This window comes from Citrobacter sp. wls714, assembly GCF_005281025.1.
Taxonomy (GTDB): domain Bacteria; phylum Pseudomonadota; class Gammaproteobacteria; order Enterobacterales; family Enterobacteriaceae; genus Citrobacter; species Citrobacter werkmanii.
In genome coordinates, this window is the sequence record NZ_SZWZ01000023.1 from 1 (window position 1) to 22,714 (window position 22,714).

19 protein-coding genes are annotated in these 22,714 nt (G+C 56.4%); 16 read left to right on the forward strand and 3 right to left on the reverse strand.

Annotated features, from left to right (window positions below):
* Both FDX11_RS01660 and FDX11_RS01670 read right to left on the reverse strand, forming a co-directional pair.
* On the reverse strand, positions 1–521 hold a 521-nt coding region (locus FDX11_RS01660), incomplete at its 3' end, for a contractile injection system protein, VgrG/Pvc8 family (protein ID WP_249360710.1).
* 213 nt (positions 522–734) lie between these two features.
* Complete coding sequence (locus FDX11_RS01670) at positions 735–1,253, reverse strand: Hcp family type VI secretion system effector (RefSeq protein WP_137397372.1); 519 nt, start codon at positions 1,251–1,253, stop codon at positions 735–737.
* 577 nt (positions 1,254–1,830) lie between these two features.
* On the opposite strand from FDX11_RS01670, the gene tssB reads away from it, so the two are divergent.
* From tssB to FDX11_RS25065, 16 genes are read left to right on the forward strand one after another with little or no spacing between them, the layout of a single operon-like run.
* Entirely contained in the window at positions 1,831–2,328 is a 498-nt protein-coding gene (tssB, locus tag FDX11_RS01675) for a type VI secretion system contractile sheath small subunit (RefSeq protein WP_137397373.1), read from the forward strand.
* 20 nt (positions 2,329–2,348) lie between these two features.
* On the forward strand, positions 2,349–3,824 hold the full coding sequence (gene tssC, locus FDX11_RS01680; RefSeq protein WP_137397374.1) for a type VI secretion system contractile sheath large subunit: 1,476 nt from the start codon (positions 2,349–2,351) through the stop codon (positions 3,822–3,824).
* Positions 3,825–3,829: 5 nt separating this feature from the next.
* Positions 3,830–4,255: a type VI secretion system baseplate subunit TssE gene (gene tssE, locus FDX11_RS01685; RefSeq protein WP_137397375.1), complete on the forward strand. Its 426-nt coding sequence runs from the start codon at positions 3,830–3,832 to the stop codon at positions 4,253–4,255.
* A 5-nt stretch (positions 4,256–4,260) separates the two neighbouring features.
* The gene (tssF, locus tag FDX11_RS01690; protein ID WP_137397376.1) at positions 4,261–6,096 is read left to right on the forward strand and encodes a type VI secretion system baseplate subunit TssF; all 1,836 of its coding nucleotides are present in this window, start codon (positions 4,261–4,263) and stop codon (positions 6,094–6,096) included.
* On the forward strand, positions 6,063–7,097 hold the full coding sequence (gene tssG, locus FDX11_RS01695; protein ID WP_137397377.1) for a type VI secretion system baseplate subunit TssG: 1,035 nt from the start codon (positions 6,063–6,065) through the stop codon (positions 7,095–7,097). The genes tssF and tssG overlap by 34 nt, the downstream gene beginning before the upstream one ends.
* Before the next feature lie 17 nt (positions 7,098–7,114).
* Positions 7,115–8,392, forward strand: coding sequence for a type VI secretion system-associated FHA domain protein TagH (gene tagH, locus FDX11_RS01700; protein WP_137397378.1), 1,278 nt, complete (start codon positions 7,115–7,117; stop codon positions 8,390–8,392).
* Positions 8,389–8,907 carry a type VI secretion system lipoprotein TssJ gene (gene tssJ, locus FDX11_RS01705; protein WP_137397379.1) on the forward strand — a complete coding sequence of 173 codons (519 nt, stop codon included), beginning with the start codon at positions 8,389–8,391 and terminating at the stop codon, positions 8,905–8,907. The genes tagH and tssJ overlap by 4 nt, the downstream gene beginning before the upstream one ends.
* A gap of 2 nt (positions 8,908–8,909) precedes the next feature.
* The gene (gene tssK / locus FDX11_RS01710; RefSeq protein ID WP_137397380.1) at positions 8,910–10,253 is read left to right on the forward strand and encodes a type VI secretion system baseplate subunit TssK; all 1,344 of its coding nucleotides are present in this window, start codon (positions 8,910–8,912) and stop codon (positions 10,251–10,253) included.
* A 4-nt stretch (positions 10,254–10,257) separates the two neighbouring features.
* Positions 10,258–11,004, forward strand: a complete 747-nt coding sequence (gene icmH, locus FDX11_RS01715; protein ID WP_137397381.1) for a type IVB secretion system protein IcmH/DotU — start codon at positions 10,258–10,260, stop codon at positions 11,002–11,004.
* 8 nt (positions 11,005–11,012) lie between these two features.
* The gene (gene tssH, locus FDX11_RS01720; RefSeq protein ID WP_137397382.1) at positions 11,013–13,694 is read left to right on the forward strand and encodes a type VI secretion system ATPase TssH; all 2,682 of its coding nucleotides are present in this window, start codon (positions 11,013–11,015) and stop codon (positions 13,692–13,694) included.
* Positions 13,682–14,365 (forward strand): type VI secretion system-associated protein VasI, encoded by a 684-nt coding sequence (gene vasI, locus FDX11_RS01725; protein ID WP_137397383.1) that lies wholly within the window; start codon positions 13,682–13,684, stop codon positions 14,363–14,365. Before tssH ends, vasI begins: the two co-directional genes overlap by 13 nt.
* Positions 14,366–14,369: 4 nt before the next feature.
* Positions 14,370–15,785 carry a type VI secretion system protein TssA gene (tssA, locus tag FDX11_RS01730; protein ID WP_137397384.1) on the forward strand — a complete coding sequence of 472 codons (1,416 nt, stop codon included), beginning with the start codon at positions 14,370–14,372 and terminating at the stop codon, positions 15,783–15,785.
* A gap of 14 nt (positions 15,786–15,799) precedes the next feature.
* Positions 15,800–19,339 carry a type VI secretion system membrane subunit TssM gene (gene tssM, locus FDX11_RS01735; protein ID WP_137397385.1) on the forward strand — a complete coding sequence of 1,180 codons (3,540 nt, stop codon included), beginning with the start codon at positions 15,800–15,802 and terminating at the stop codon, positions 19,337–19,339.
* 13 nt (positions 19,340–19,352) lie between these two features.
* Complete coding sequence (locus FDX11_RS01740) at positions 19,353–20,699, forward strand: VasL domain-containing protein (protein ID WP_137397386.1); 1,347 nt, start codon at positions 19,353–19,355, stop codon at positions 20,697–20,699.
* A gap of 12 nt (positions 20,700–20,711) precedes the next feature.
* Positions 20,712–21,191: an Hcp family type VI secretion system effector gene (locus tag FDX11_RS01745; protein WP_137397387.1), complete on the forward strand. Its 480-nt coding sequence runs from the start codon at positions 20,712–20,714 to the stop codon at positions 21,189–21,191.
* Positions 21,191–21,328, forward strand: a complete 138-nt coding sequence (locus FDX11_RS25065; protein WP_156107320.1) for a hypothetical protein — start codon at positions 21,191–21,193, stop codon at positions 21,326–21,328. The genes FDX11_RS01745 and FDX11_RS25065 overlap by 1 nt, the downstream gene beginning before the upstream one ends.
* Before the next feature lie 238 nt (positions 21,329–21,566).
* On the opposite strand, the gene FDX11_RS01750 is transcribed toward FDX11_RS25065, so the two are convergent.
* Entirely contained in the window at positions 21,567–22,328 is a 762-nt protein-coding gene (locus tag FDX11_RS01750; RefSeq protein WP_137397388.1) for a hypothetical protein, read from the reverse strand.
* Positions 22,329–22,714: the final 386 nt, after the last annotated feature.

Here is a 22,714-nt window from a genome sequence, read left to right on the forward strand (position 1 = left end):
GGGTGGAACCAGTCAAAGAAGAAAATGCCTTCTTCGGCCCACAGTCGGGTGAGAAAACCGAGGTCAGTTTCGCCGTACTGGACGCAGAACTCCCGCGGGGGATGGGATTCATAAAAAGAAGGCACCCAGTCGGTGACGCCGTTTTCGGTGAGCAGGGTGGTGGAAATGGCCTGGATATCCTGCTGCTGAAAGATGCGGAAGTTCTGTCGCAGGCCACAGCGCCAGAGCGGAGGCGAAATAGTCAGGCTGTAGTTCATCTGCCAGTCATTGTTTTCCCCGGTTTCCATCCCGGTGATGATGCCATGGAGATAGCGCTGTGGGGTGTTACCCTGCCAGATGGTCAGTGTGGCGTTTTTCTCGAGAAAACTGACGGCGGTGAGGCCGGACCGGTCGCTGGCAATATCGACCGTGAGCAAAAAGGGTGTGGAGAGATTCTGGTAGAGGGTGAAGCTGACGACAGCGGTTGCCGTCGGCATTAATCCGTCCACATCCAGCGTAAAACGCAGGCCATTTTGTGACATAACCTTATCCTGGATTCATTGGCGAAAAGGAACCACGGCCCGTTTGTGGCAGTGGTAATGGAGGACCGCCGTTTCAGACACGCTACCGCCGAAGTTTCCGGCATCCGCCATCTCCCATATATGAAACGTAACTCATTGCTGGCACAGATTTTTTCTCCGGCCCCGGACAAAAACAGCACCCTGCCATGACGGCAGGATGCTGTGGATTGACTCTTATGCTTCCAGCGGCGCACGCCAGTCATCAGCACCTGAGGTGCCTGCTGAAACGTGTTCCCACTCAATTTTGCGGTAAGCCAGAGAAACTCTAACCAGTTGTGTGAACTCACGCTTGGCGTCGTCCTGGCAGTGCGGCATATGGCAGTCGATATCGACAATGGTGGAGTCGGTCAGGCGGGTAGTGAAGAAGTGCTCCTGCTTACCTTCGACAGAGGTGCGATACCAGTGCAGTTCGGTGGTTGGCAGCATTTCACCGGAAGCCAGTGCGTTGTACAGCAGCGGAACCGCTTTGTTCAGCGCCACGGTGAAGATAAACGGTTTGTGAGAACGCTGGCCGCTTGGCTGGCCGGATTGCGGATCGGTCGGGACAGTGACGTTGTGGCTGAATTCTTGCACCAGCATTTCATCTTCATGACCCTGCACGTAAATGTTACCGACAGATTCAGCGGTAAACGCGCGATCGGTGATCAGTCCCTGGGTTTGTCCTTTAATTGAGATGTAACATGGAGTTGGCATCTTTGTAGCTCCTTTTGGGTGTTTGTAAGTGTTTTGTTGCTATTCCCCCGGGTCACCAAATAGTAATGAACCGGAGGGTTATCCATATTCATAGCGGGTTGGTCCATCACTTGTTGCTGATGCTTTTATTATTTATTTTGGCATTGTTGCATCAAGAATAAATATTATTTATCCCGATTAAACCCACTTTGTTTTATCATTTCTGACTTTGTGATTTATCAATAAAAACCTATTGATTTATATTCCTTGTGAATAATGAATTTTATGTGATTGTGTTTTTTCATAACTTATTCATCGTGTTACGTGTTTATTGTTGCGCAATGCATCATGCGATATTTATGGATATCATGTCGGACAGAACCGTTTCTGTGCAAGTCGTCACAAATGGATATATCTCTTTTCTTTTTTTAAAAGTGGTTTTAAAATTTATCTTCTGGCGTATCATACGCTTTAAAGTTAATTCTGCATCATGTTTTTTATATCGCAAAACCGTATTTTGAGTATTTCCTTAATAAAATGGGGAAGGTATTTTGTGGCTCAAATATAATATGTGAAACATAATCTGACGGAATATTTTATGAGTAATAACAAAGACGGAAGTATCGCTCCCAAAGAGCGAATTAACATTCGCTACGTCCCGAAAACAGACGGCCAGACGTCTGAGGTTGAGCTCCCGCTGAGCCTGCTGGTTACCGGGGATTTACTGGGAAGGCCGGATGACACCCCTCTGGATGAACGCCAGCCAGTCGCAGTTGACCGAAATACATTAAATGCGGTGCTGGCCCAGTCTGGTATTGAACGGAACGTTTCCGTGCCGTCGGTGCTTAGTGAAAAGGCTGACGCGCGTATGGATATCAGCCTGAAAGTCAATTCGATGGCCGATCTCTCGCCGGACAGCATTGCCAGCCAGGTGCCTGAGCTGAAAAAAATGCTGGAGCTGCGTGAGGCGCTGGTCGCCCTGAAAGGGCCGATGGGCAATATCCCGGCATTTCGCGCTCAGCTGCAGGCTCTTCTGGATAACGAGGAAACCCGCGAACAGCTGATTCAGGAACTGGGGCTGGCCAGCCAGAAATAACTTTGCACAAGGATTTCACTATGTCTTTACAGGAAGAAGTTGCTCCCGTCAGTGCCGCGCCAGAAGCAGGAACGTCATTGCTGGACAATATTATGGCGCAGAGCCGTTTTCAGCCTGAGTCTGAAAGTTATGGTATTGCCCGCCAGGGCGTGACCGCATTTATCTCGGCCCTGCTGCAGAACGAAGCGGAGTCAGTCGATATTCTGGCGGTGAACGCCATGATTGCGGATATTGACGATCGAACAAGTCGCCAGATGGATTTGATCCTTCACGACCCGGTGATTCAGGAACTGGAATCACTGCTGCGCTCCCTGAAATTGCTGGTTGAGCGTACCGATCCGCGCGAAAACATCAAAATTTACCTGCTGCATGCCACCAAAGAAGAGTTGCTGGATAACTTCGAATTCGCCCCGGAAATCACCCAGTCTGGTTTCTATAAGCACGTTTATTCAAGTGGTTACGGCCAGTTTGGCGGCGAGCCAGTGGCGGCAGTTATCGGTAATTATGCGTTCAAAAATAATGCGGCGGATCTCAAATTGCTGAAGTACGTCAGTGCGGTCAGCGCCATGGCGCATGCGCCGTTCCTGTCATCCGTTGCGCCGGAGTTTCTCGGCCTGGATTCCTGGACTGAGCTGCCGGGTATTAAAGATGTTGGCGCGATTTTTGAAGGGCCGGCCTATACCAAATGGCGCGCATTGCGCGAGTCAGAAGACTCCCGGTATCTCGGCCTCACTTCCCCACGTTTCCTGCTGCGTCAGCCTTACGCACCGGGCGACAATCCGGTGAAGAGCTTCAATTACCGGGAAAATGTCAGCCGCAGTCATGATGATTATCTCTGGGGCAATACCGCATTCCTGTTGGCTGCCAATATGGCGGAGAGCTTCCGGCAATACCGCTGGTGCCCGAACATTATCGGTCCTCAGAATGGCGGGGCGGTTAAAGCCCTGCCGGTCCATCTGTATGAAGCGATGGGGCAGTTGCAGGCCAAAATCCCGACTGAGGTACTGATTACTGACCGTCGTGAATTTGAGCTGGCGGAGGAAGGGTTCATTACTCTGACGATGCGTAAGGGCAGTGATAATGCGGCCTTTTTCTCGGCAAACTCGGTACAGAAGCCGAAAGTTTTTCCCAATACCCCGGAAGGGAAAGAAGCAGAGACCAACTACAAGCTGGGTACCCAGTTACCTTACCTCTTCATCATCAGCCGTCTGGCGCACTACATCAAAGTTCTGCAACGTGAACAGATTGGGTCATGGAAAGAGCGTGGCGATCTGGAGCGCGAACTGAATACCTGGATCCGCCAGTATGTGGCCGATCAGGAAAATCCGCCAGCTGAAGTGCGCAGCCGTAAGCCACTGCGTCAGGCGAAAATTGAAGTGCTGGATGTGGAAGGTGAACCGGGCTGGTATCAGGTGGCGCTCTCCGTGCGTCCGCATTTCAAATATATGGGCGCCAGTTTTGAACTGTCTCTCGTTGGCCGTCTGGACCGGGATTAATCATCATGATGGAACGGGATATCGGGATGCAGGGAAGTTTGTTTGAGCGGGTGGGGAATGCGGCCGGATCGTCGCGCCGCTTATCGTCACCAGGGCAGTTGTTACAGTCCATCAGACGCAACCTGGAAAACGTTCTGAATACCCGTTCCGGCAGTTGCTATGGTTCGCCGGAGCTGGGCATTCCCGATCTGAATGATGATGCGCTGGTCTCCAGTGATTTTCGTCAGGAAATTGGCCGGGGAATACGTGACTGTATTCTCCGTTACGAGCCCCGGCTTGTTGATGTGACGGTGGGCGCTGCGGTGCCGGATGATGCCGCCCCGCAGGAGTTACGTTTTCATATCGTCGCGCAGGTGAGTTTTCGCGATGCCAGAGATTTGCTGGAGTTTGAGATCCTGCTGGATAACCGTCAGCGCTACCGGGTGGAGTAAAACAAATGGCTTTTGAAGAACGTTACTATCAGGAAGAGCTGGATTATCTGCGTCAACTGGGGAAACTGCTGGCGAAGGACAAACCGTATCTGGCCCGTTTTCTGGCGGAAAAGGAAGGCGATCCGGATGTGGAGCGTCTGCTGGAAGCTTTCGCTTTTCTGTCAGGGGGGCTGCGGCAAAAACTGGAAGATGAGTTTCCGGAGTTTACGCACGGCATCATCCGCATGTTGTGGCCCAACTATCTGCGCCCGGTCCCGTCCATGACGGTCATTAAATACAGACCTGAAGACAATATAAAAGCGCCGGTACAGGTTTTACGTGAGGAGCTGGTCAGCTCAGGTGTGGTCCGGGGGGCCGCACCAGGGCGAAAAATCCTGAGTAACGATGACATTATGCCGCCGTCTGTCTGCCATTTTACGCTGGCCCGCGACACGTGGCTGCAGCCTTTGCAGATCCACGATGTGCGTAATGCGAGTAGCCTTGAAGAAGGCATCATTGATATTGCGTTTGTGACCAAAAACGGTGTGTCCTCCGACGCGCTGGATTTAAACAAAATCAGTTTCTGGCTGGGTAACGACGATGATTACACACGCTACCAGCTTTATTTGTGGTTCAGCGAACGTCTGATGGATGCTGAACTGATTGTGGGCGATCGTCGCATTGCGTTACCGGATTTATGGCTGGATGCTGCCGGGTTTGAGCGTGAGGATGCGCTGCTGCCGTGGCCTAAAAATGTTCATAACGGCTATCGTGTACTTCAGGAGTATTTCTGCTACCCGGAAAGCTTTTTTTTCTTTCATCTGCGTGATGCCATATCGCTGCCGGATGATTTTCACGGCGGTGCGTTTACGCTGCGTCTGCGTTTCAATCAGCCACTACCGGTGAATGTAAAATTACGCCAGGATTCCCTGCATCTCTTCTGCATTCCGGCGGTCAATCTGTTCCTGCATCAGGCGGAGCCTGTCAGTCCGGATGGTCGTTCCCCCCAGTATCCGTTAAGGGCCAGCCATCAGCATCCGGATGCTTACGATATTTTTCAGGTGCAGTCTGTCGCCAGTAAAGTTGTTGCCTCCGGAGAGGTCCCCGGACAGACAAACGCTGATCCACTGCGCTTCTGGCCCGAGTTTGAGAGCTTTAATCATCAGATTGAGTACAGCCGCCAGCGTGAAGTGGTTTACTGGCATCACCGGACAAAAACCTCTCTGTTCCATCGTGGCCTTGAACATGACATTGCCTTTGTTCATGCCGATGGCAATCTGCCTGATCCTGCGCGACTGAGTGGTGAAGCGCTCAGCGTGGCGCTGGTTTGTACCAATCGGATGTTGCCTGCGGAATTGCACACTGGCGATATCTGCGTGGCCGTGGGTAAAAATCCGGCCGTAGCCAGCTTCAGCAACGTCACGCGCCCTACGCGGCCATTGTACCCGGTCACGGATGGCGATATGCACTGGTCGCTGATTTCCAGTATGAACCTGAATTATCTCTCCCTGCTGGATCGCGATGCGCTGTTGCAGATCCTGCGTACCTTCGATTTGCCGGGGATCCATCATCCACAGCAGGCCCGTCTGTCGGGACAAAAGCTGGACGCCATTGAGAAGATGGAAACCCAGCCCATTGACTGGCTGTTTAAAGGCGTACCGGTCAGAGGGCTGTCCACCACGCTGTGGATCAACCCTGAGCCGTTTGTCTGTGAGGGGGAAATTTACCTGCTGGGAAGCGTGCTTACGCACTTTTTTGCACTCTATGCCAGCATCAATTCATTTCACCATCTGAAAATTGTTAACACGGAAAGCCGGGAGACATGGGTATGGCAGAACAGTGGCCAGCACGCTCTGATGTAGATTTCCCGGCGGATGTGCGGGATATCAGTTTTTATGTCCTGCTGGAATCGCTCTATCGCCGCTATGGCGAACCGGGGAGTGAACCGTCTCTGCGTACTGAGCCGGAAGATGAGGTGGTACTGTTTAAATCTGATGCCAGCATCGCTTTTCCGGGGAGCGATCTGACGTCGCTCACGCGCAGAGATAACGGGCAGTTCACACTGTTCTCAACATTTCTCGGTTTTTCCGGCAGCCAGTCGCCGCTTCCGGGTTATTACCTTGATCGGATGGCACGGGAATCTGCGCAGAATGAAGAAGGGCTGAAAGATTTTCTTGATGTATTCAGCCACCGCTGGACGCAGTTTGTCTACCACGCCTGGCGTAAATACCGCTACTACATCTGTTTTCGCAACGGCGGCACGGATGCATTTTCACAGCGCATGTATTCCCTTGTCGGGCTGGGTAACCAGAACGTGCGCGATATGCTTGCCATTAACCACAGCAAGATGCTGGCCTATGCCGGGGTGCTGGCTACGCCGGGACGCTCACCGGATGTGATATGCAATCTGGTCTCTCACTGTTTTGATTTACCGGATGTCGCCATTGAAAGCTGGCAATTACGCCGGGTGGCTATTGATCCCCGGCAGCAAAACCAGTTGGGTGTGCGCCATCTTAAGCATAAAACGGTAGGGCACGTGGCTGGCCGTTCGGTGATTGGCGTTAATTTTACGCTGGGCAGGCATGTTCTGGATCGCAGCGGTAAATTCCTGTTGCGGATTGGCAACCTTTCCATGTCGCGCTACCTCTCGTTTTTACCGGATGGGGATAATCACAAGGCGCTGTCGGCGTTTATATCCTTTCTGCTACGCGATCAGTTTGCCTGGGATCTGCGCCTGGATCTGGCGCCGGAACAGGCCCAGGGGATGCAACTGGGCGACCGTTCGCGTGCCTGCCTGGGCCGTACCGCCTTTATCGGGCAACCGAAAACGCCACCGTCCGTCACTCTCCACATCAGGGAATAAATTACATGGAGTCATATATGGCTGAGGAAAAATCAAAGTCTTCCACACTGTCGCTGACGCTTCAGGTAATGAACGGCAATGAACTGGAAAGCGGTCGCGCCGCAAAATGCCTGTTTTCCGGTGACGGCGGCGAGATAGGCCATGCGGAAGGGTGCCACTGGTCTGTACAGGATCGGGCCGGTTCGGTTGCCGGGCGCGCCTGCGCCATTGTGCTGCATGACGGCGCTTTCTGCCTGCGCAGCCTGATGCCGGGGCTGATGATAAACCTGGCGCCAGTGGCCTCCGACGCTGGGCTGGTACGTCTGCGTCAGGGGGATGAAATCAGTCTGGGCGCGCTGGCATTAAAAGTCTTTCTGCACGAAGGCAAACGCATCAGCTATGACGAGCAGATGGCGACGCCGGAAAGCATTGTGACGCAGCGTGACGGTCTGGTGGAGGCGCTGATTTCTACCGACGGCCAGCCGGAATATCCGGGGCTGCAGCAGCGTCACCAGCTGACGTCCACGGTGGTCAACAGCTTTTCCTCCGACCCTTTACAGGTGTTAGAGAGTGAAAGTCTGACCGCCGCACCGGCGACTTACGGGCAGCGGACCGTGCCGTTGTCGGATCTGCAGGCCAATGGTGGACTGGACACCTCTTTTATGGATCTGCCCCCGGTATATGCGGACCCGCGTGATGAAGATGAGTTTACTGCGGCGCAAACGGCGCAGAAACATCTGGCGGTAACGCCGCTGCTGCGCGGGCTGGGCAGTTCGCTCAGCGTGCACAATTCGCAGGACGCCGACGCCTTTCTGGAAGAGAGCGGACGCGCCCTGCAGGCCGCGATTCAGGGGCTGCTGGATTTACAGCACAGCCAGAACAGTCTGTCGGACAAACACCTGCGCCCGCTGGAAGATAACCCGCTGCGCCTGAATCTTGACTACGCCACGGCGCTGGAAGTGATGTTCGCCGAAGGCAAAAGTCCGGTGCATCTGGCGGCGCCTGCCGCCATTCGCGAGAGCCTGCGTAACGTCCGCCACCACGAAGAGGCCAACCGGGCGGCGATAGCCGAAGCGCTGCGGGTGATGCTGGAGGCCGTCTCGCCGCAGAGCCTGCTGCGCCGCTTTGTGCAGTATCGCCGCAGCCATGAGCTGCGCCGGGAGCTGGACGATGCCGGGGCATGGGAAATGTACCGCCACTATTACGCCGAACTGGCTTCGGACAGGCAGCAGGGATTCGCCATGCTGTTTAACGAGGTCTATGCCCAGGTGTATGACCGGGTATTGCGTGAGAAGCAGCGGGAACCGGAAGCATGAGACGCTTTTTTGTCATGCTGATGCTGGCGCTCAGCGTCAGTGGCTGCACGATGACCAAAAAGATCGGCCAGGTGATTGCCGATCCCGGTATTCAGGTTGGCGATCTGAAACAGCAGTCTTCTGCGGTCACCCTCACGCTGCTGACCGAGCCGGACAGCAACCTGAACGGCGAGGGCGAGCCTGCCCCGGTTGATGTGCAACTGGTGTACCTGACCGATGACTCAAAATTTCAGGCGGCGGATTACGACCTGATGGTGTCCACGCCACTGCCGGAAGCGCTGGGGAAAAACTATCTCGATCACCAGGATTTCACCCTGCTGCCGGACACGCTCAAAACGCTGCCTGACGTGAGTCTGGATGCAAAAACGCAGTTCATTGGCATCGTCGCCTATTTTTCCGACGACCAGGCCAGCGAATGGAAGCAAATCGTGCCGGTGGAAGGAACCGGGCATCACTACCGCCTGCTGGTGCACGTACGCCAGAACAGTATTGAAATGAAGACCGAGGACAAATAACGATGGCCACAATGAAAAACCGGGTGCTCTGGCAGGAAGGGATGTTTGCGCTGCCCCAGCACTTTCAGCAGCAGCAGCGCCATAACGACGCGATGCTGTGCGAGCGGCTGGATGCGCTGGGTGATTTTGCCTGGGGATTTACCGGGCTGTCGCTGAATACTGAACTGCTGGCGCAGGGCAAGGTGATGATCGACCGGGCGGTGGGCTGTCTGCCGGACGGCACCGTGTTCCGCATTCCTGAGCAGGATCTGCTGCCGCAGCCGTATCAGCCACGGGAACTCACCACACCGGAAAGTCACGATATTTATCTGGCGCTGCCGGTCGCCACCCATAACATCAGCGAAGTGCAGGGCATTCGCAGCGCGGGGCAGAGTTCGGAGCGCTACAGCGTGGTGCGCACCGATGTCCGTGACGTGCACAGCAATGACGGCGATATGCAGTCGCTGACGCTGGGGCAACTGGGGCCAAAAATCGTCAGTGGCGCGGAAGATCTCAGTGCGATGGTGGTGCTCCCGCTGTGCCGTATCCGCAGTTTTCAGTCCGGCGGCGCGCTGGTACTGGATGACGATTTCATCCCGACCTGCCAGACGCTGCGCGTCAGCCCGGTTCTGAACCGCTTTGTCGGTGACGTGCAGGGGTTGATCGCCACCCGCGCCGCCGATCTGGCGAAGCGTATTGGTTCGCCGGAGCAGAGCGGGATCGCCGACGTTGCCGAGTTTATGATGCTGCAGATGCTTAACCGCTGGCAGATGCATTTTTCGCACCGGGCGCGTCTGCATACCCTGCACCCGGAAACCTTTTATCTGGATCTGGTCAGCCTGCTGGGTGAGCTGATGACCTTTACCGAAAACAGCCGTCTCCCCTGTGTCGTCGAGTCTTATGACCATCGCGATTTAACGCAGTCTTTTAAAACGGTGATCCCGGAACTGCGTCGGGCGCTCAATATTGTCCTGCAGCCCCGTGCGCAGAACCTGCCGCTGATCTTTACCGAGGGCGTTTATCTGGCTACGGTGAACGATCCGGGCCTGTTGCAGTCCGGTGTCTTTGTGCTGGCGGTTCGCGCCCGGATGCCGCATGCCCAGCTAATCCTCCAGTTTACCCAGCAGTCGAAAATCGCCGCCACCGACAAAATCCGCAATATGGTCAGCGTGCAGGTGCCGGGCATTCCCCTGCGCGCGCTGCCAGCGGCCCCCCGTCAGTTGCCGTACCACGATGGCTATGTCTACTTTGAGCTGGAGAAAGGCAGCTCCGCCTGGCAGGACGTGGTGAAGGCGGGCGCGCTGGCGATGCATATTTCCGGGACCTTCCCGGAGCTGGATATGCAACTGTGGGCGATAAGAGGATAAGACGATGAGCGAATTCGTCCTGCCGTCTGAACCGGATTCCGGCCGCCAGTATCGCCTGCCGTTGCGCGGCAACAGTCTGAATCCGATGATCGATGCCGCCACGCCGCTGCTGGGCATGGTGATGCGCCTGTCGGGGATGAACAGCCTGAATATGCCGGAACACCTGTTTGCGCAGGTGGTGACCGACGTGCAGGCGGTGGAGCAACTGCTGCAGGAGGAGGGCTATGAGCCGGGCGTGATTGTGTCGTTTCGTTACATCCTCTGCACCTTTATTGATGAGGCGGCGCTCGGCAACGGCTGGTCAAACAAAAACGAGTGGATCAGGCAGTCGCTGCTGGTCCATTTCCACAACGAGGCCTGGGGCGGGGAGAAGGTGTTTATCCTGCTGGAGCGCCTGATGCGTGAACCAAAACGCTATCAGGATCTGCTGGAGTTTTTATACCTCTGCTTTTCACTCGGTTTTCGCGGGCGCTACAAAGTGGCGCAGCAGAGTCAGGACGAGTTTGAACAGATATACCGCCGCCTGCACCACGTGCTGCGTCCGCTTCGCGGCGATGCGCCGTTTCCGCTGCTACACCAGAATCAGGTCGCGCAGGGGGGACGCTACCGGCTGATAAAACGCCTGACCGTCAGACACCTTCTGCTGGGCGGCATGGTTGTGCTCGCCCTGGTGTATCTGTTTTATCTGCTGCGCCTTGACGGCCAGACGCAGGACATTCTTCACCAGTTAAACCGGCTGCTTGCCAGGTAAGGACACCCATGATTCAGATTGATATCTCCACGCTGGTTAAACGGCTGAACCCGTTCTCCCGTCAGGCGCTGGAAATGGCCGCCACGGCCTGTATGAGCCAGCAGGCCACCGAAATCACCGTCAGCCATGTGCTGACCCAGATGCTGGCCATTCCGCGCTGCGACCTGCGGGTGATTATGGAAAGGGCAGAGATAAGCGTGGATGAGCTGGGACAGGCGCTGACGGTGGAGCATTACGCCACCATGCGCCATACCGACAGCTATCCGGTATTCTCGCCGCTGCTGGTTGAATGGCTGCGCGATGGCTGGCTGCTGGCCTCGGCGGAAATGCAGTCCAGCGAGCTGCGCGGCGGTATCCTGCTGCTGGCACTGCTGCATTCTGCGTCGCGCTATGTGCCGCCTGCCGCAGCCCGGTTGCTGACCGGGATTAACCGCGACCGGTTACGCCAGGATTTTGCCGACTGGACGCGGGAGTCGGCGGAGTCGGTCATGCTGAATGCGGATAAAACGGCTCCCACGGCAGTGCGTTCAGAAGAGAGTCTCCTTGCCCGTTACGCCAAAAACATGACTGAAGACGCCCGCCTCGGCAGGCTCGACCCGGTGCTGTGCCGGGACAGAGAAATCGACCTGATGATCGATATTCTCTGCCGCCGTCGCAAGAACAACCCGGTGGTGGTGGGAGAGGCGGGGGTGGGCAAAAGCGCGCTGATCGAAGGGCTGGCGCTGCGTATTGTCGCCGGTCAGGTGCCGGACAAACTGAAAAATACCGATGTCATGACGCTGGATCTGGGGGCGTTGCAGGCGGGTGCTTCCGTTAAGGGCGAGTTTGAGAAGCGTTTTAAGGGGCTGATGGCGGAAGTGATTCAGTCACCGGTCCCCGTCATTCTGTTTATCGACGAGGCTCACACGCTGATTGGCGCGGGCAACCAGCAGGGCGGGCTGGATATCTCCAACCTGCTGAAACCGGCGCTGGCGCGCGGCGAGCTGAAAACCATTGCTGCCACGACCTGGAGCGAATACAAAAAATACTTCGAGAAAGATGCTGCCCTGTCGCGCCGCTTCCAGTTAGTGAAGGTGAGCGAACCGACAGCGGCAGAAGCGACCATTATTCTGCGCGGGCTGGCGGCGGTGTACGAGCAGGCGCACGGTGTGCTGATTGACGACGACGCGCTGCAGGCGGCTGCCACGTTAAGCGAGCGCTATCTCTCCGGGTGTCAGCTGCCGGATAAAGCTATCGACGTACTGGATACCGCCTGCGCCCGCGTGGCAATCAATCTGTCCTCGCCGCCTAAACAAATCTCAGCGCTGACCACCCTGTGCCAGCAGTGCGAGGCGGAGATCCGCCAGCTTGAGCGGGAAATCCGCATCGGTCTGCGTCCGGACGGTGGCAGGCGAGATGAGGTTCACACGCAGTATGAAACGGCGCAGGCAGAGCTTCAGGCGCTGGATGCCGCGTGGCATCAGCAGCAGGTGCTGGTACAGGAGATTATCGCCCTGCGTCAGACATTACTGACGGAAGCAGAGGCGCAGGATGAGGACGATGCGGCAAACGACGACGTGCTACCGCAGGCTGATACCGTACCGGAAGAGACAACCGCGGCTGCGGAACGTCTGGCGTCCCTGTGCGCTGAGCTGGACACGTTGCACCATACGCAGTTGCTGGTATCACCGCATGTGGACAAAAAGCAAATCGCGGCGGTCATTGCTGAATGGACCGGCGTCCCGCTCAATCGCCTGTCGCAGAATGAAATGTCGGTCATTACCGATCTGCCGCAGTGGCTGGGCGAGACCATTAAGGGCCAGGACCTGGCGATTCAGCATCTGCATAAACACCTGCTGACGGCGCGGGCCGATCTGCGTCGTCCGGGGCGTCCGCTCGGCGCGTTTCTGCTGGCCGGTCCCAGCGGTGTGGGTAAAACAGAAACCGTTCTGCAACTGGCTGAGCTGCTCTACGGCGGGCGTCAGTACCTTACCACCATCAATATGAGCGAATTCCAGGAGAAACACACCGTCTCACGCCTGATTGGCTCACCGCCGGGCTATGTCGGCTATGGCGAGGGCGGCGTGCTGACCGAAGCGATTCGCCAGAAACCCTATTCCGTGGTGCTGCTGGATGAGGTGGAGAAAGCGCACCCTGACGTGCTCAACCTGTTCTATCAGGCCTTCGACAAAGGCGAGATGGCTGACGGCGAAGGGCGACTGATCGACTGTAAAAACATCGTTTTCTTCCTGACCTCCAACCTCGGTTATCAGGTGATTGTCGAACATGCGGACAATCTGGACGTCATGCAGGAGGCCCTGTATCCGGTGCTGGCGGACTTCTTTAAACCGGCGCTGCTGGCGCGAATGGAGGTGGTGCCATATCTGCCACTGTCACGCGAAACGCTGACCACCATTATTGCCGGAAAACTCGCCCGTCTGGATAACGTGCTGCGCACCCGCTTCGGCGCGGATGTGGTGATTACAGCGGGCGTGACCGATGAAATTATGCAGCGCGTTACCCGCGCCGAAAACGGGGCGCGCATGCTGGAGTCGGTTATTGACGGCGATATGCTGCCGCCGCTCTCGTTGCTGCTGTTGCAGAAGATGGCGGCGAATACGGCTGTCGCCTGTATCACGCTAGATGTGCAGGACGGTGTGTTTACTGCCGACGTGGAGGAGGCGGCAACAGAGGAAGAATGCACGGTATGAGACCTTCTGCCTGCTGGCTGCTGCCCCTGTTGCTGACTGTTTCACCGGTGTATGCCAGTGAGACGGCGGATGCGCAGACCACGCTTAACGCAATGTCGGCCTGTCGGAAACAGCCTGCCGCCCTGGAGCGTCTGGACTGCTATGACCGCATTATGTCACCGCAGCCTGACACCGGCTTTGCCGGGGCGCTGGTGAAGGCGCGCTATGACGGCGAGGCGCGCAAAAGAGCCTTTGAGCAGGAGGCGCAGCGCGCGGATAACTCCACGGCGCTGCTGCTGACCCGTACCGAAGGTGAGCGTCCGGCGGTGATTATCACCACGCCTGCTATCGGCAGCCTGCCGCCGCGCCCGGTGCTGATGTTCAGCTGTGTCGACAATATCACCCGGATGCAGGTGGCGCTCGCATCACCCCGGCAGGATAGCGATATTCCGGTGACGTTGAAAACAGACAACGGGCTGTTACGTTCGCACTGGTTTGTCCGTGAAAACGGCTATCTGCTGGAGGCCAGCCGGGGGCTGGCGGGAATTGACGAGATTAAACAGTTGTTCGACGCAAAAACGTTAACCATGGAAACCGGGAACGGAAGCTCCGGACAACTGACCTTTAACATTGACGGACTGGCGCAGACTCTCGCGCCGCTGCGTGAAGCCTGCCACTGGGCGGGGGAATAACGATATGGATATACATAACCCGGACGTCTGGCTGGCGCATCTGCTGGAAGCGCTGCCGGAAGAAAAACTGGCCAGTAAACTCAGCGATGAAAACCCGCAGTGGGAATATATCGACGGTGAAATTGTCAAGCTGGGTTCGCTGAACCACGCGCAGCTTGATGTCCCGGAACTCCAGCGGCAGGGGCTGCAGCTTCTGGCCTCGGAGAGTAAGGATTTTCGCCTGGTGTCACACCTGCTGCGCACCCTGCAACATGCAGGTAACCCGCTACTTGCGCTCAGCGTACTGACACAATACGTCACCCATTACTGGACCATCGCCTGGCCGCAGAGCGCCGCGAATAAAAAGCGCTTTGCCGACCAGATCCTGAAACGCTTTGAACCCGGCATGGGGGGATTTGCTGCCACATCCACCCCGGAGCAGCGTGATGCTCTGCTGGGGGAACTGGCAAAACTGGCACAGTGTTGGCAGGCGTGCGGAATGCCGGAACTGGCTTCGTCCACCGATGACCTGTTCGCTCAGTACCAGCGGGTGTTTCGTGACAGTTCACCCGCGATGACTACGTCCACGCAGCCTGCGGGCGACGTCACCCGCGCCAGCGTCCCGACAGCCGTGCCGGTTCCTGTAGCTACAGCACCTGCGCCGGTGGTGAACATCGACAGCCATGACGATAAAGCCTGGCGTGACACGCTGCTGAAGGTGGCTGGCATTCTCTGCGAACGTCAGCCTGATTCGCCGCAGGGATACCGCCTGCGCCGTCACGCTCTGTGGCAGAACATTACCTCTGCCCCGCAGGCGGAGAGCGACGGTCGCACGCCACTGGCGGCGGTCTCTGCCGATATGGTCGCTGACTACCAGGCTCGTCTTGCCCGTGCGGATATGACGCTCTGGCAGCAGGTTGAGCAGAGCCTGCTGCTGGCACCCTACTGGCTGGACGGCCATCACCTTTCTGCGCAGATAGCGCAGCTGCTCGGCCACGACGACGTGGCGCAGGCGGTGCGTGATGAGGTTCGTCGTTTTGTGGCGCGTCTGCCTGCGCTTGCTTCCCTGCTGTTTAACGACCGTTCGCCGTTTATCAGCGACGCTACCCGGCAGTGGCTGGCCGATGAGCCGCAGAAACCTGCCGCCGTTGCGGTTGCCACGGATGATATGACGCAGCAGGTCTGGCAGTGCTGGCAGGAGCAGGGGCTGGAGGCGGCGCTGGCGCTGGCTGAAAAGCAGCTCGGTAATACGCCGCGCGCGCAGTTTTATCGCCAGTACCTGACGGCGCAACTGCAGGAAGCCGCTGGCATGACGCAGCTTGCACAATACCATTACCGGATGCTGTTTAAGGCTGGACTGCACACGATGCTGTCTGACTGGGAACCGGCGTTGCTGGAACAACTCGAAACGAAACTCGCGACGGAAACGACGAGCGAATAAAACAGGAGCGTTTTGTGTTCAGAATACCGACTCCCCGTATACCCCCGTTGTTCAGCGGGCTGGCATCTATGCTCAGGCCCGCGATGCCCCGACTTAAAGTGTCCGTGGCCTGGCTGCTGGCGCTGGCGTGGGTGATATTGTTGGTATGGGTCTGGTGGAAAGGCCCGACGTGGCGGTTCTACGAGACATACTGGCTGAAACCGCTGACCAGTCGCTGGCTGGCGACGGCGGTCTGGGTGCTGCTGGCCCTCATCTGGCTGACCGTCAGCGTGGTGAAACGCCTGCAGCGGGTGGAAAAACAGCAGAAGCAGCAGCGTCAGGAAGAGGTGGATCCGCTTACCGTGGCCGTCAACGTTCAGCAGCGTTACCTCGACCGCTGGTTGCTGCGGCTGCAGCGCCATCTGGACAGTCGTCGCTATCTGTGGCAACTGCCGTGGTACCTGATGACCGGTCCGGCGGGCAGCGGCAAAACAACATTGTTGCGCGAAGGCTTTCCGGCAGATGTGATCTATACGCCGGACGCCAGCCGGGGAGCCGACCAGCAGGTCTTTATCACGCCGTATGTCGGCAGACAGGCGGTGATTTTTGATACTGATGGCGTGCTGGCAGATCCGGATGACGGCAACCAGTTACACCGTCGCCTGCGCGAGCACTGGCTGGGATGGTTGCTGCAGAAACGCACGCGCCAGCCCCTTAACGGCCTGATCCTGACGCTGGATCTGCCTGATTTACTGACCACCGACAAACGACGCCACGAGCATCTGGTACAGACGTTGCGCGGCCAGCTGCAGGCGATCCGCCAGACTCTGCATTCCCGTCTGCCGGTCTATATCGTGCTGACCAAGCTGGATCTACTGGCCGGGTTTGCCGCCTGGTTCCGAGCTCTGGATCGCAACGGGCGCGACAGTATTCTGGGGGTGACGTTCACCCGCAATGCCCATGAACGCGACGACTGGCGCCGTGAGCTGGATACCTTCTGGCAGTCCTGGGGACAGCAAATGAACCTGGCGCTGGCGGACCAGATGCTCAGCCAGTCCGCCCCGGCGGCACGCAGCGCGGCGTTCAGTTTCTCCCGCCAGATGCTGGGGGGCGGGGAGACAATTGCCCGACTGCTGGAAGCGTTACTGGACGGTGAGCACCAGGATATCTGCCTGCGCGGCGTCTATCTGACCTCTTCCCTGCAGCGCGGACAGATGGATGACATTTTTACCCAGTCCGCCGCCCGCCAGTACGGGCTGGAACAGAGTTCCATGGTTGCCTGGCCGCTGGTCGATACCACGCCGTACTTTACCCGTGAGCTGTTCCCGCAGGTGCTGCTGGCCGAGCCGAACCTGGCCGGGGAAAACCGCCTGTGGCTGACCCAGTCTCGTCACCGGATGAGTCTCTTTACCGGATGCGGCGCGGTGGCAGGGTTACTGCTTATCTGGGGCTGGCATCACGGGTATAACGAAAACTACCGCGCCGGGCAGACCGTGCTGGCGCAGGCGAAGTCCTTTATGGCGGTGCCGCCGCCGCAGGGCATGGATGACAGCGGTTATCTGCAACTCCCGCTGCTGAACCCGGTGCGTGATGCCACGCTGGCCTACGGCGACTGGGGCGACAGAAGCTGGCTGGCGGATATGGGGCTCTATCAGGGAACGCGGGTCGGGCCTTACGTGGAGCAGACGTATCTTAAATTGCTGGAGCAGCGTTACCTTCCGGCCCTGTTGAACGGGCTGGTGAAGCAGATGAACAGTGCGCCACCGGAGTCGGAAGAGAAACTCGCCGCATTGCGTGTCATCCGCATGCTGGAGGACAAGAGTGGGCGCAATGATGCGGTGGTGAAGCAGTTTATGGCGAAACGCTGGAGCGAACAGTTTCACGGGAAGCGTGATGTTCAGGCGCAGCTGATGTCCCATCTTGATTATGCGCTGGCGCACACTGACTGGCATGCGCAGCGCCAGCAGGGTGATGCCGACGCGGTCAGCCTGTGGGCACCTTATGGTAAACCCGTCGCCGCGGCGCAGAAAGAGCTGAGTAAACTGCCGGTTTATCAGCGGGTATACCAGAGCCTGAAAACGCGGGCGCTGGGCGTACTGCCCGCCGATCTCAGCCTGCGCGATCAGACCGGACCGACGTTTGATCAGACATTTATTTCCACCGACGACAATAAGCTGATCGTTCCGCAGTTTCTGACCCGTTACGGCCTGCAGAGCTATTTTGTGAAGCAGCGTGAGGAGCTGGTGAAGCTGACCGCCATGGATTCCTGGGTGCTGGCCCTGACGCACAATGTGACCTACAGCGAGGCTGACCGGACGGAAATTCAGCGCCAGCTTATTGAGCAGTATATCAGCGATTACACCGCCACCTGGCGGGCTGGCATGGATAACCTGAATGTCCGGGGATATGAAAATCTGGCGGAACTGACCGGTGCGCTGGAGCAGATTGTCAGCGGCGATCAGCCTTTTCAGCGGGTTCTGACGGCGCTGCGTGACAATACCCGTCCGCCGCTCCTGTCTGAAAAGCTGAGCGACAAGGAACGCGCCCAGGCGCAGGCCGAACCTGACTGGCAACTGCTGAACCGTCTGGGGCATGAGTTTGCGCCCGAAAACAGTACCCTGGAAGAGCAGAAGGACAAAGCCAGCACCCTGCAGGCGGTCTATCAGCAACTGACCGAACTGCACCGCTATCTGCTGGCGATACAGAACGCGCCGGTGCCGGGAAAATCGGCCCTGAAGGCGGTGCAGCTCCGGCTGGATCAGAACAGCAGCGATCCGATTTTCGCCACCCGCCAGATGGCGAAAACCCTGCCTGCGCCGCTTAACCGGTGGGTGGGTAAGCTGGCGGAGCAGGCGTGGCATGTGGTGATGATAGAGGCGGTCCATTATATGGAGGTGGACTGGCGCGACAATGTGGTGAAAACCTTCAACGATCAGCTGGCGGATAAATATCCGTTTAACGCCCGGTCGAAAGAAGATGCCTCGCTGGATGCGTTTGAACGCTTCTTTAAACCGGGAGGCGTGCTGGATACGTTCTACCAGCAGAACCTGCAACTGTTTGTGGAAAACAGCCAGGGGCTGAACGGGGAAGACAGTGTGGTGATCCGTGAAGATGTCCTGAACCAGCTCGATACCGCGCAGAAGATCCGCGACATCTTCTTCAGCCCGCAGAACGGGCTGGGGGCGCAGTTCGCGGTGGAAACCGTGGCGCTGTCGGGCAACAAGCGGCGCAGCGTACTGAACCTGGACGGACAACTGGTGGATTACGCTCAGGGGCGCAACTACACGGCGCACCTGGTGTGGCCGAACAATATGCGCGAAGGCAATGAGAGCAAGCTGACGCTGGTGGGCGCGGGGGGCAACACCTCGCCGCGCAGTATTGCCTTCAGTGGCCCGTGGGCGCAGTTCCGCCTGTTTGGCGCAGGGCAACTCACCAGCGTGCAGGACGGCACTTTTACCGCCCGCTTCAGAGTGGACGGCGGCACCATGACTTACCGTGTCCACACCGATACGCAGGACAACCCGTTTGCCGGCGGGCTGTTCAGCCAGTTCCGGCTGCCGGATACGTTGTACTGAGGAGGTGACGACGATGAGTACGGATATTCAGACGATTATCACCGGCCAGGATCCGCGCGGTCTGCCGGAGTTCAGCGCCATGCGCGAGGAGATCAACAAGGCCAGCCACCCGGCGCAGCTGGAGATGAACTGGATGCTGGTGGAGTCGCTGGCGCTGACCATTTTTAAGTCCAACGGCGTGGATTTGCATACCGCCAGCTACTACACGCTGGCGCGCACGCGTACGCAGGGGCTGGCCGGGTTCTGCGAAGGCGTGGAGCTGCTGGCGGCGATGATTGGCCGCGAATGGGATAAGTTCTGGCCGCAGGGTGGGGCCGCGCGCACGGAAATGCTGGACTGGTTCAACGCCCGGACCGGCAATATTCTGCGCCAGCAGCTGGCTTTTTCCGAAGCGGACCTGCCGCTGCTGTATCGCGTGGAGCGGGCGCTGCAGGTGATTTGCGACAAACTCCAGCAGGTGGAGCTTAAGCGCATCCCCCGGGTGGAAAATCTGCTCTATTTTGTGCAGAACACGCGAAAACGCTGCGAGCCTCAGCCGAGAGAGAAAACGGCAAACGCGGCGGCGAAAACCACGGTTCGCACGTTGATGTATATGCCGGAGAGCATGGAAACGGCTGGCGCTCCCGTACCGCCGTTGCCGGAACTGCCAGAGGTGAGGGTAGTCGTCCCCGAAGAGGCAGCCGCAGTATCGTCCCGGACCCGGGGGATATCGGGAAACACCCTCAAAGGTTTTATCGCCGGGATACTCTGTAGCGCGGTTGTCACGGCTGTCGTCTGGTGGTGGCAGGTTTATCCTCTGCAACAGCAGGTGGCGGCGGCACGTGATACGGCGCAGGGGGCGGCAACAGTCTGGCTGGCATCGCCACAACTGAGCGATTACCCGCAACGGCTACAGCAACTGGCCGGTGCTTCGCCGTTGCAGCCGCTGGAAGCCGGTCAGCGAATGGTCCGGATGGCCGACAGCCGCTGGCCGGAGAGTCTGCAGCAGCAGCAGGCCACCACCACGTGGAACGACACCCTGAAAGGTCGCGCGGCGAACAGCCCGCAGATGCTGGGCTGGCAGCAGACGCGGGCAGATTTGCGTTCGTTTGCCGAACTGCTGGTTCAGCGTGAGCAGGCGAAAGAAGGCTTCACGCTCTCTTATATCAAAACCGTGGTTTACCAGGCTGAGCGCTCGCTGAATCAGGACACGCCGCTGGAATACCTTCTGACACAGTACCAGCAGGCGCAGTCTGCCGGAAAAAATACCGGGATGCTGGAAAAACAGATCAACGAACGGCTGGACGGGGTGCTGAGTCGCTGGCTGCTGTTGTCGCAGAGCCAGACGCCGGAAACGCCGGACGGTAAACCAGGAAAATAAAGGAGTATTGCTATGGCAAATCTTGTGTATCTGACATTAAACGGACAGCTTCAGGGGCTGATTTCAGCAGGATGTTCGTCGCTGGCATCCATCGGAAATAAAGCGCAGCCGGCGCATCTGGATCAGATTATGGTGACAAGTCTCAAACATGGACTGAGCCGGGCGCAAAACGTTAATCATCAAACGCTGGATATGAGTAAACCGGTGGATAAATCTACTCCACTATTGAGCAAGGCGATTAATGAGAATGAATGCCTGACCTGTGATTTTGAGTTTTACCGGACTAACCGGTTTGGGATTAATGAATTGTATTATCGGGTAAAACTGATCAACGCCAGAATAGCCAGAATCACGTTACAGGTGCCTCATACCATCCTCAATAGTCAGGGGCAGCCGGAAGAGGTTATTTCGTTCAGCTACGAGAGTATTACTCAGGAGCACTGCGTTGCTGGTACGAGTGCATACAGCCTGTGGAGCGAGCGGATATTCTGATGGCGGTATCTGGAGAACATCACATATCGGATCCTGCGGGGATTGCTGATACTTTTTATAAATGCTATCCGGATGCTGTCAGTGGAATTGAAAATGTCCGCTTAATGAAGGGGAAAGAAATTCCTGACTGGCGGTAAATCAGGGTATGGCTGATAATAAGAAACGTCTTTGCCTGTTACTTAACAGTCAGAGCGGAATTGATATCGCAGGAGTCAGTTCCATTAACGGGCGGCAGGTCAGGGCCCATTTGCGTCGCGGGCAATGGCACGGTTTCTGGTCCGGAAAAAGAGATGGGTTAGAGGACAGGATATTTTCATACCGCTGGCTGCCGCCACAGGTAATTGGCGGCAGACAACGTAAAGGTGTGGCATCTGGTTACTGATAGCGATTTACCATATCCTTAACCACCGCGGCGAATGTTTTCTGCTTTAATTGAACTATTTGCTGGTCTGTCACTGATGTTTTTCCGGTCATCGGTTGAAGGGAATTGTATTCATAGTTTACCGGAGACCAGGTCGCCCATTCTCCAGTTGCTACATCTACCAGGGCGAAACGCACCAGGTAACGCAGCGAGTCTGTACTGGACAATTTTTCGTTTCGATAATCTGACCAGACCAGGGTTTTGGTTGTGGTGTCATATTTACCTGACTGTAGTGTGTCCCAGTATACGATGACTACCTTTTGTTGTCCTTTTGCCGCAATATAGCGTAGTGCTTGCATATAGTTCATATTTTCGCTGGTGGCGGCTTCCCCTTCCTCATTTTTTACCTTATTACAGGAAATCGCTTTTTGCCGGTCCGGGATACCTGAAAATGTCGATATCCGGTAATACCGACTCATTTCCTGTTGCATAACCATCTCTGGAGCGCGGTTGCCGGACTGGACCAGGATGACAGCGGAGTTCAGCGGTACGCTGAATTTCTCACCTTCCAGTGCGGCCTGGATATCTTCTTCTGAAACGGCAAGTGTGGTCTCGTTGCCAAAGATATCTTTATCTGTTAACTGGTTGGAAGCATTTTTACTGATGCCACTCTCCTTTATGGAAACATCCTTTTTCTTTGCGTCAATTGGGGAGCGAACACAGCCACTCAATAAAAATATTGCTGCGCATAAATATATTATTGAACAGGTTTTCATATATTTTCCTGGAATGTATGATGGGAATTCATGTGGTTATAAAACTCCGATTGTTATTATATCCTGTTATTGATAAATTCAGGAGGATTGTTTTTATATTCATAGGTCATATAAAATGATCTTATTTAATATTTATTGTTTATCTTTGATGTGTTTTGGGATAATTCTATTACCCGATTTTTATTTGTCTGTGGTGTTCTTGTGTGTATTAACTAACGACGATGTTGAGTTCCTCTGGAAGATAAAACAGGAGAATGTGATATGAGTTTTCTTCCTTATCATAGTAACAATTCCGTCATGCCTGCCTGGGTAACGATTGATGAAACCGTTAATAGTATAAAAAGAAAGCAAATGACGGAATTTCAGACAGTGAGATATGGCGTTAT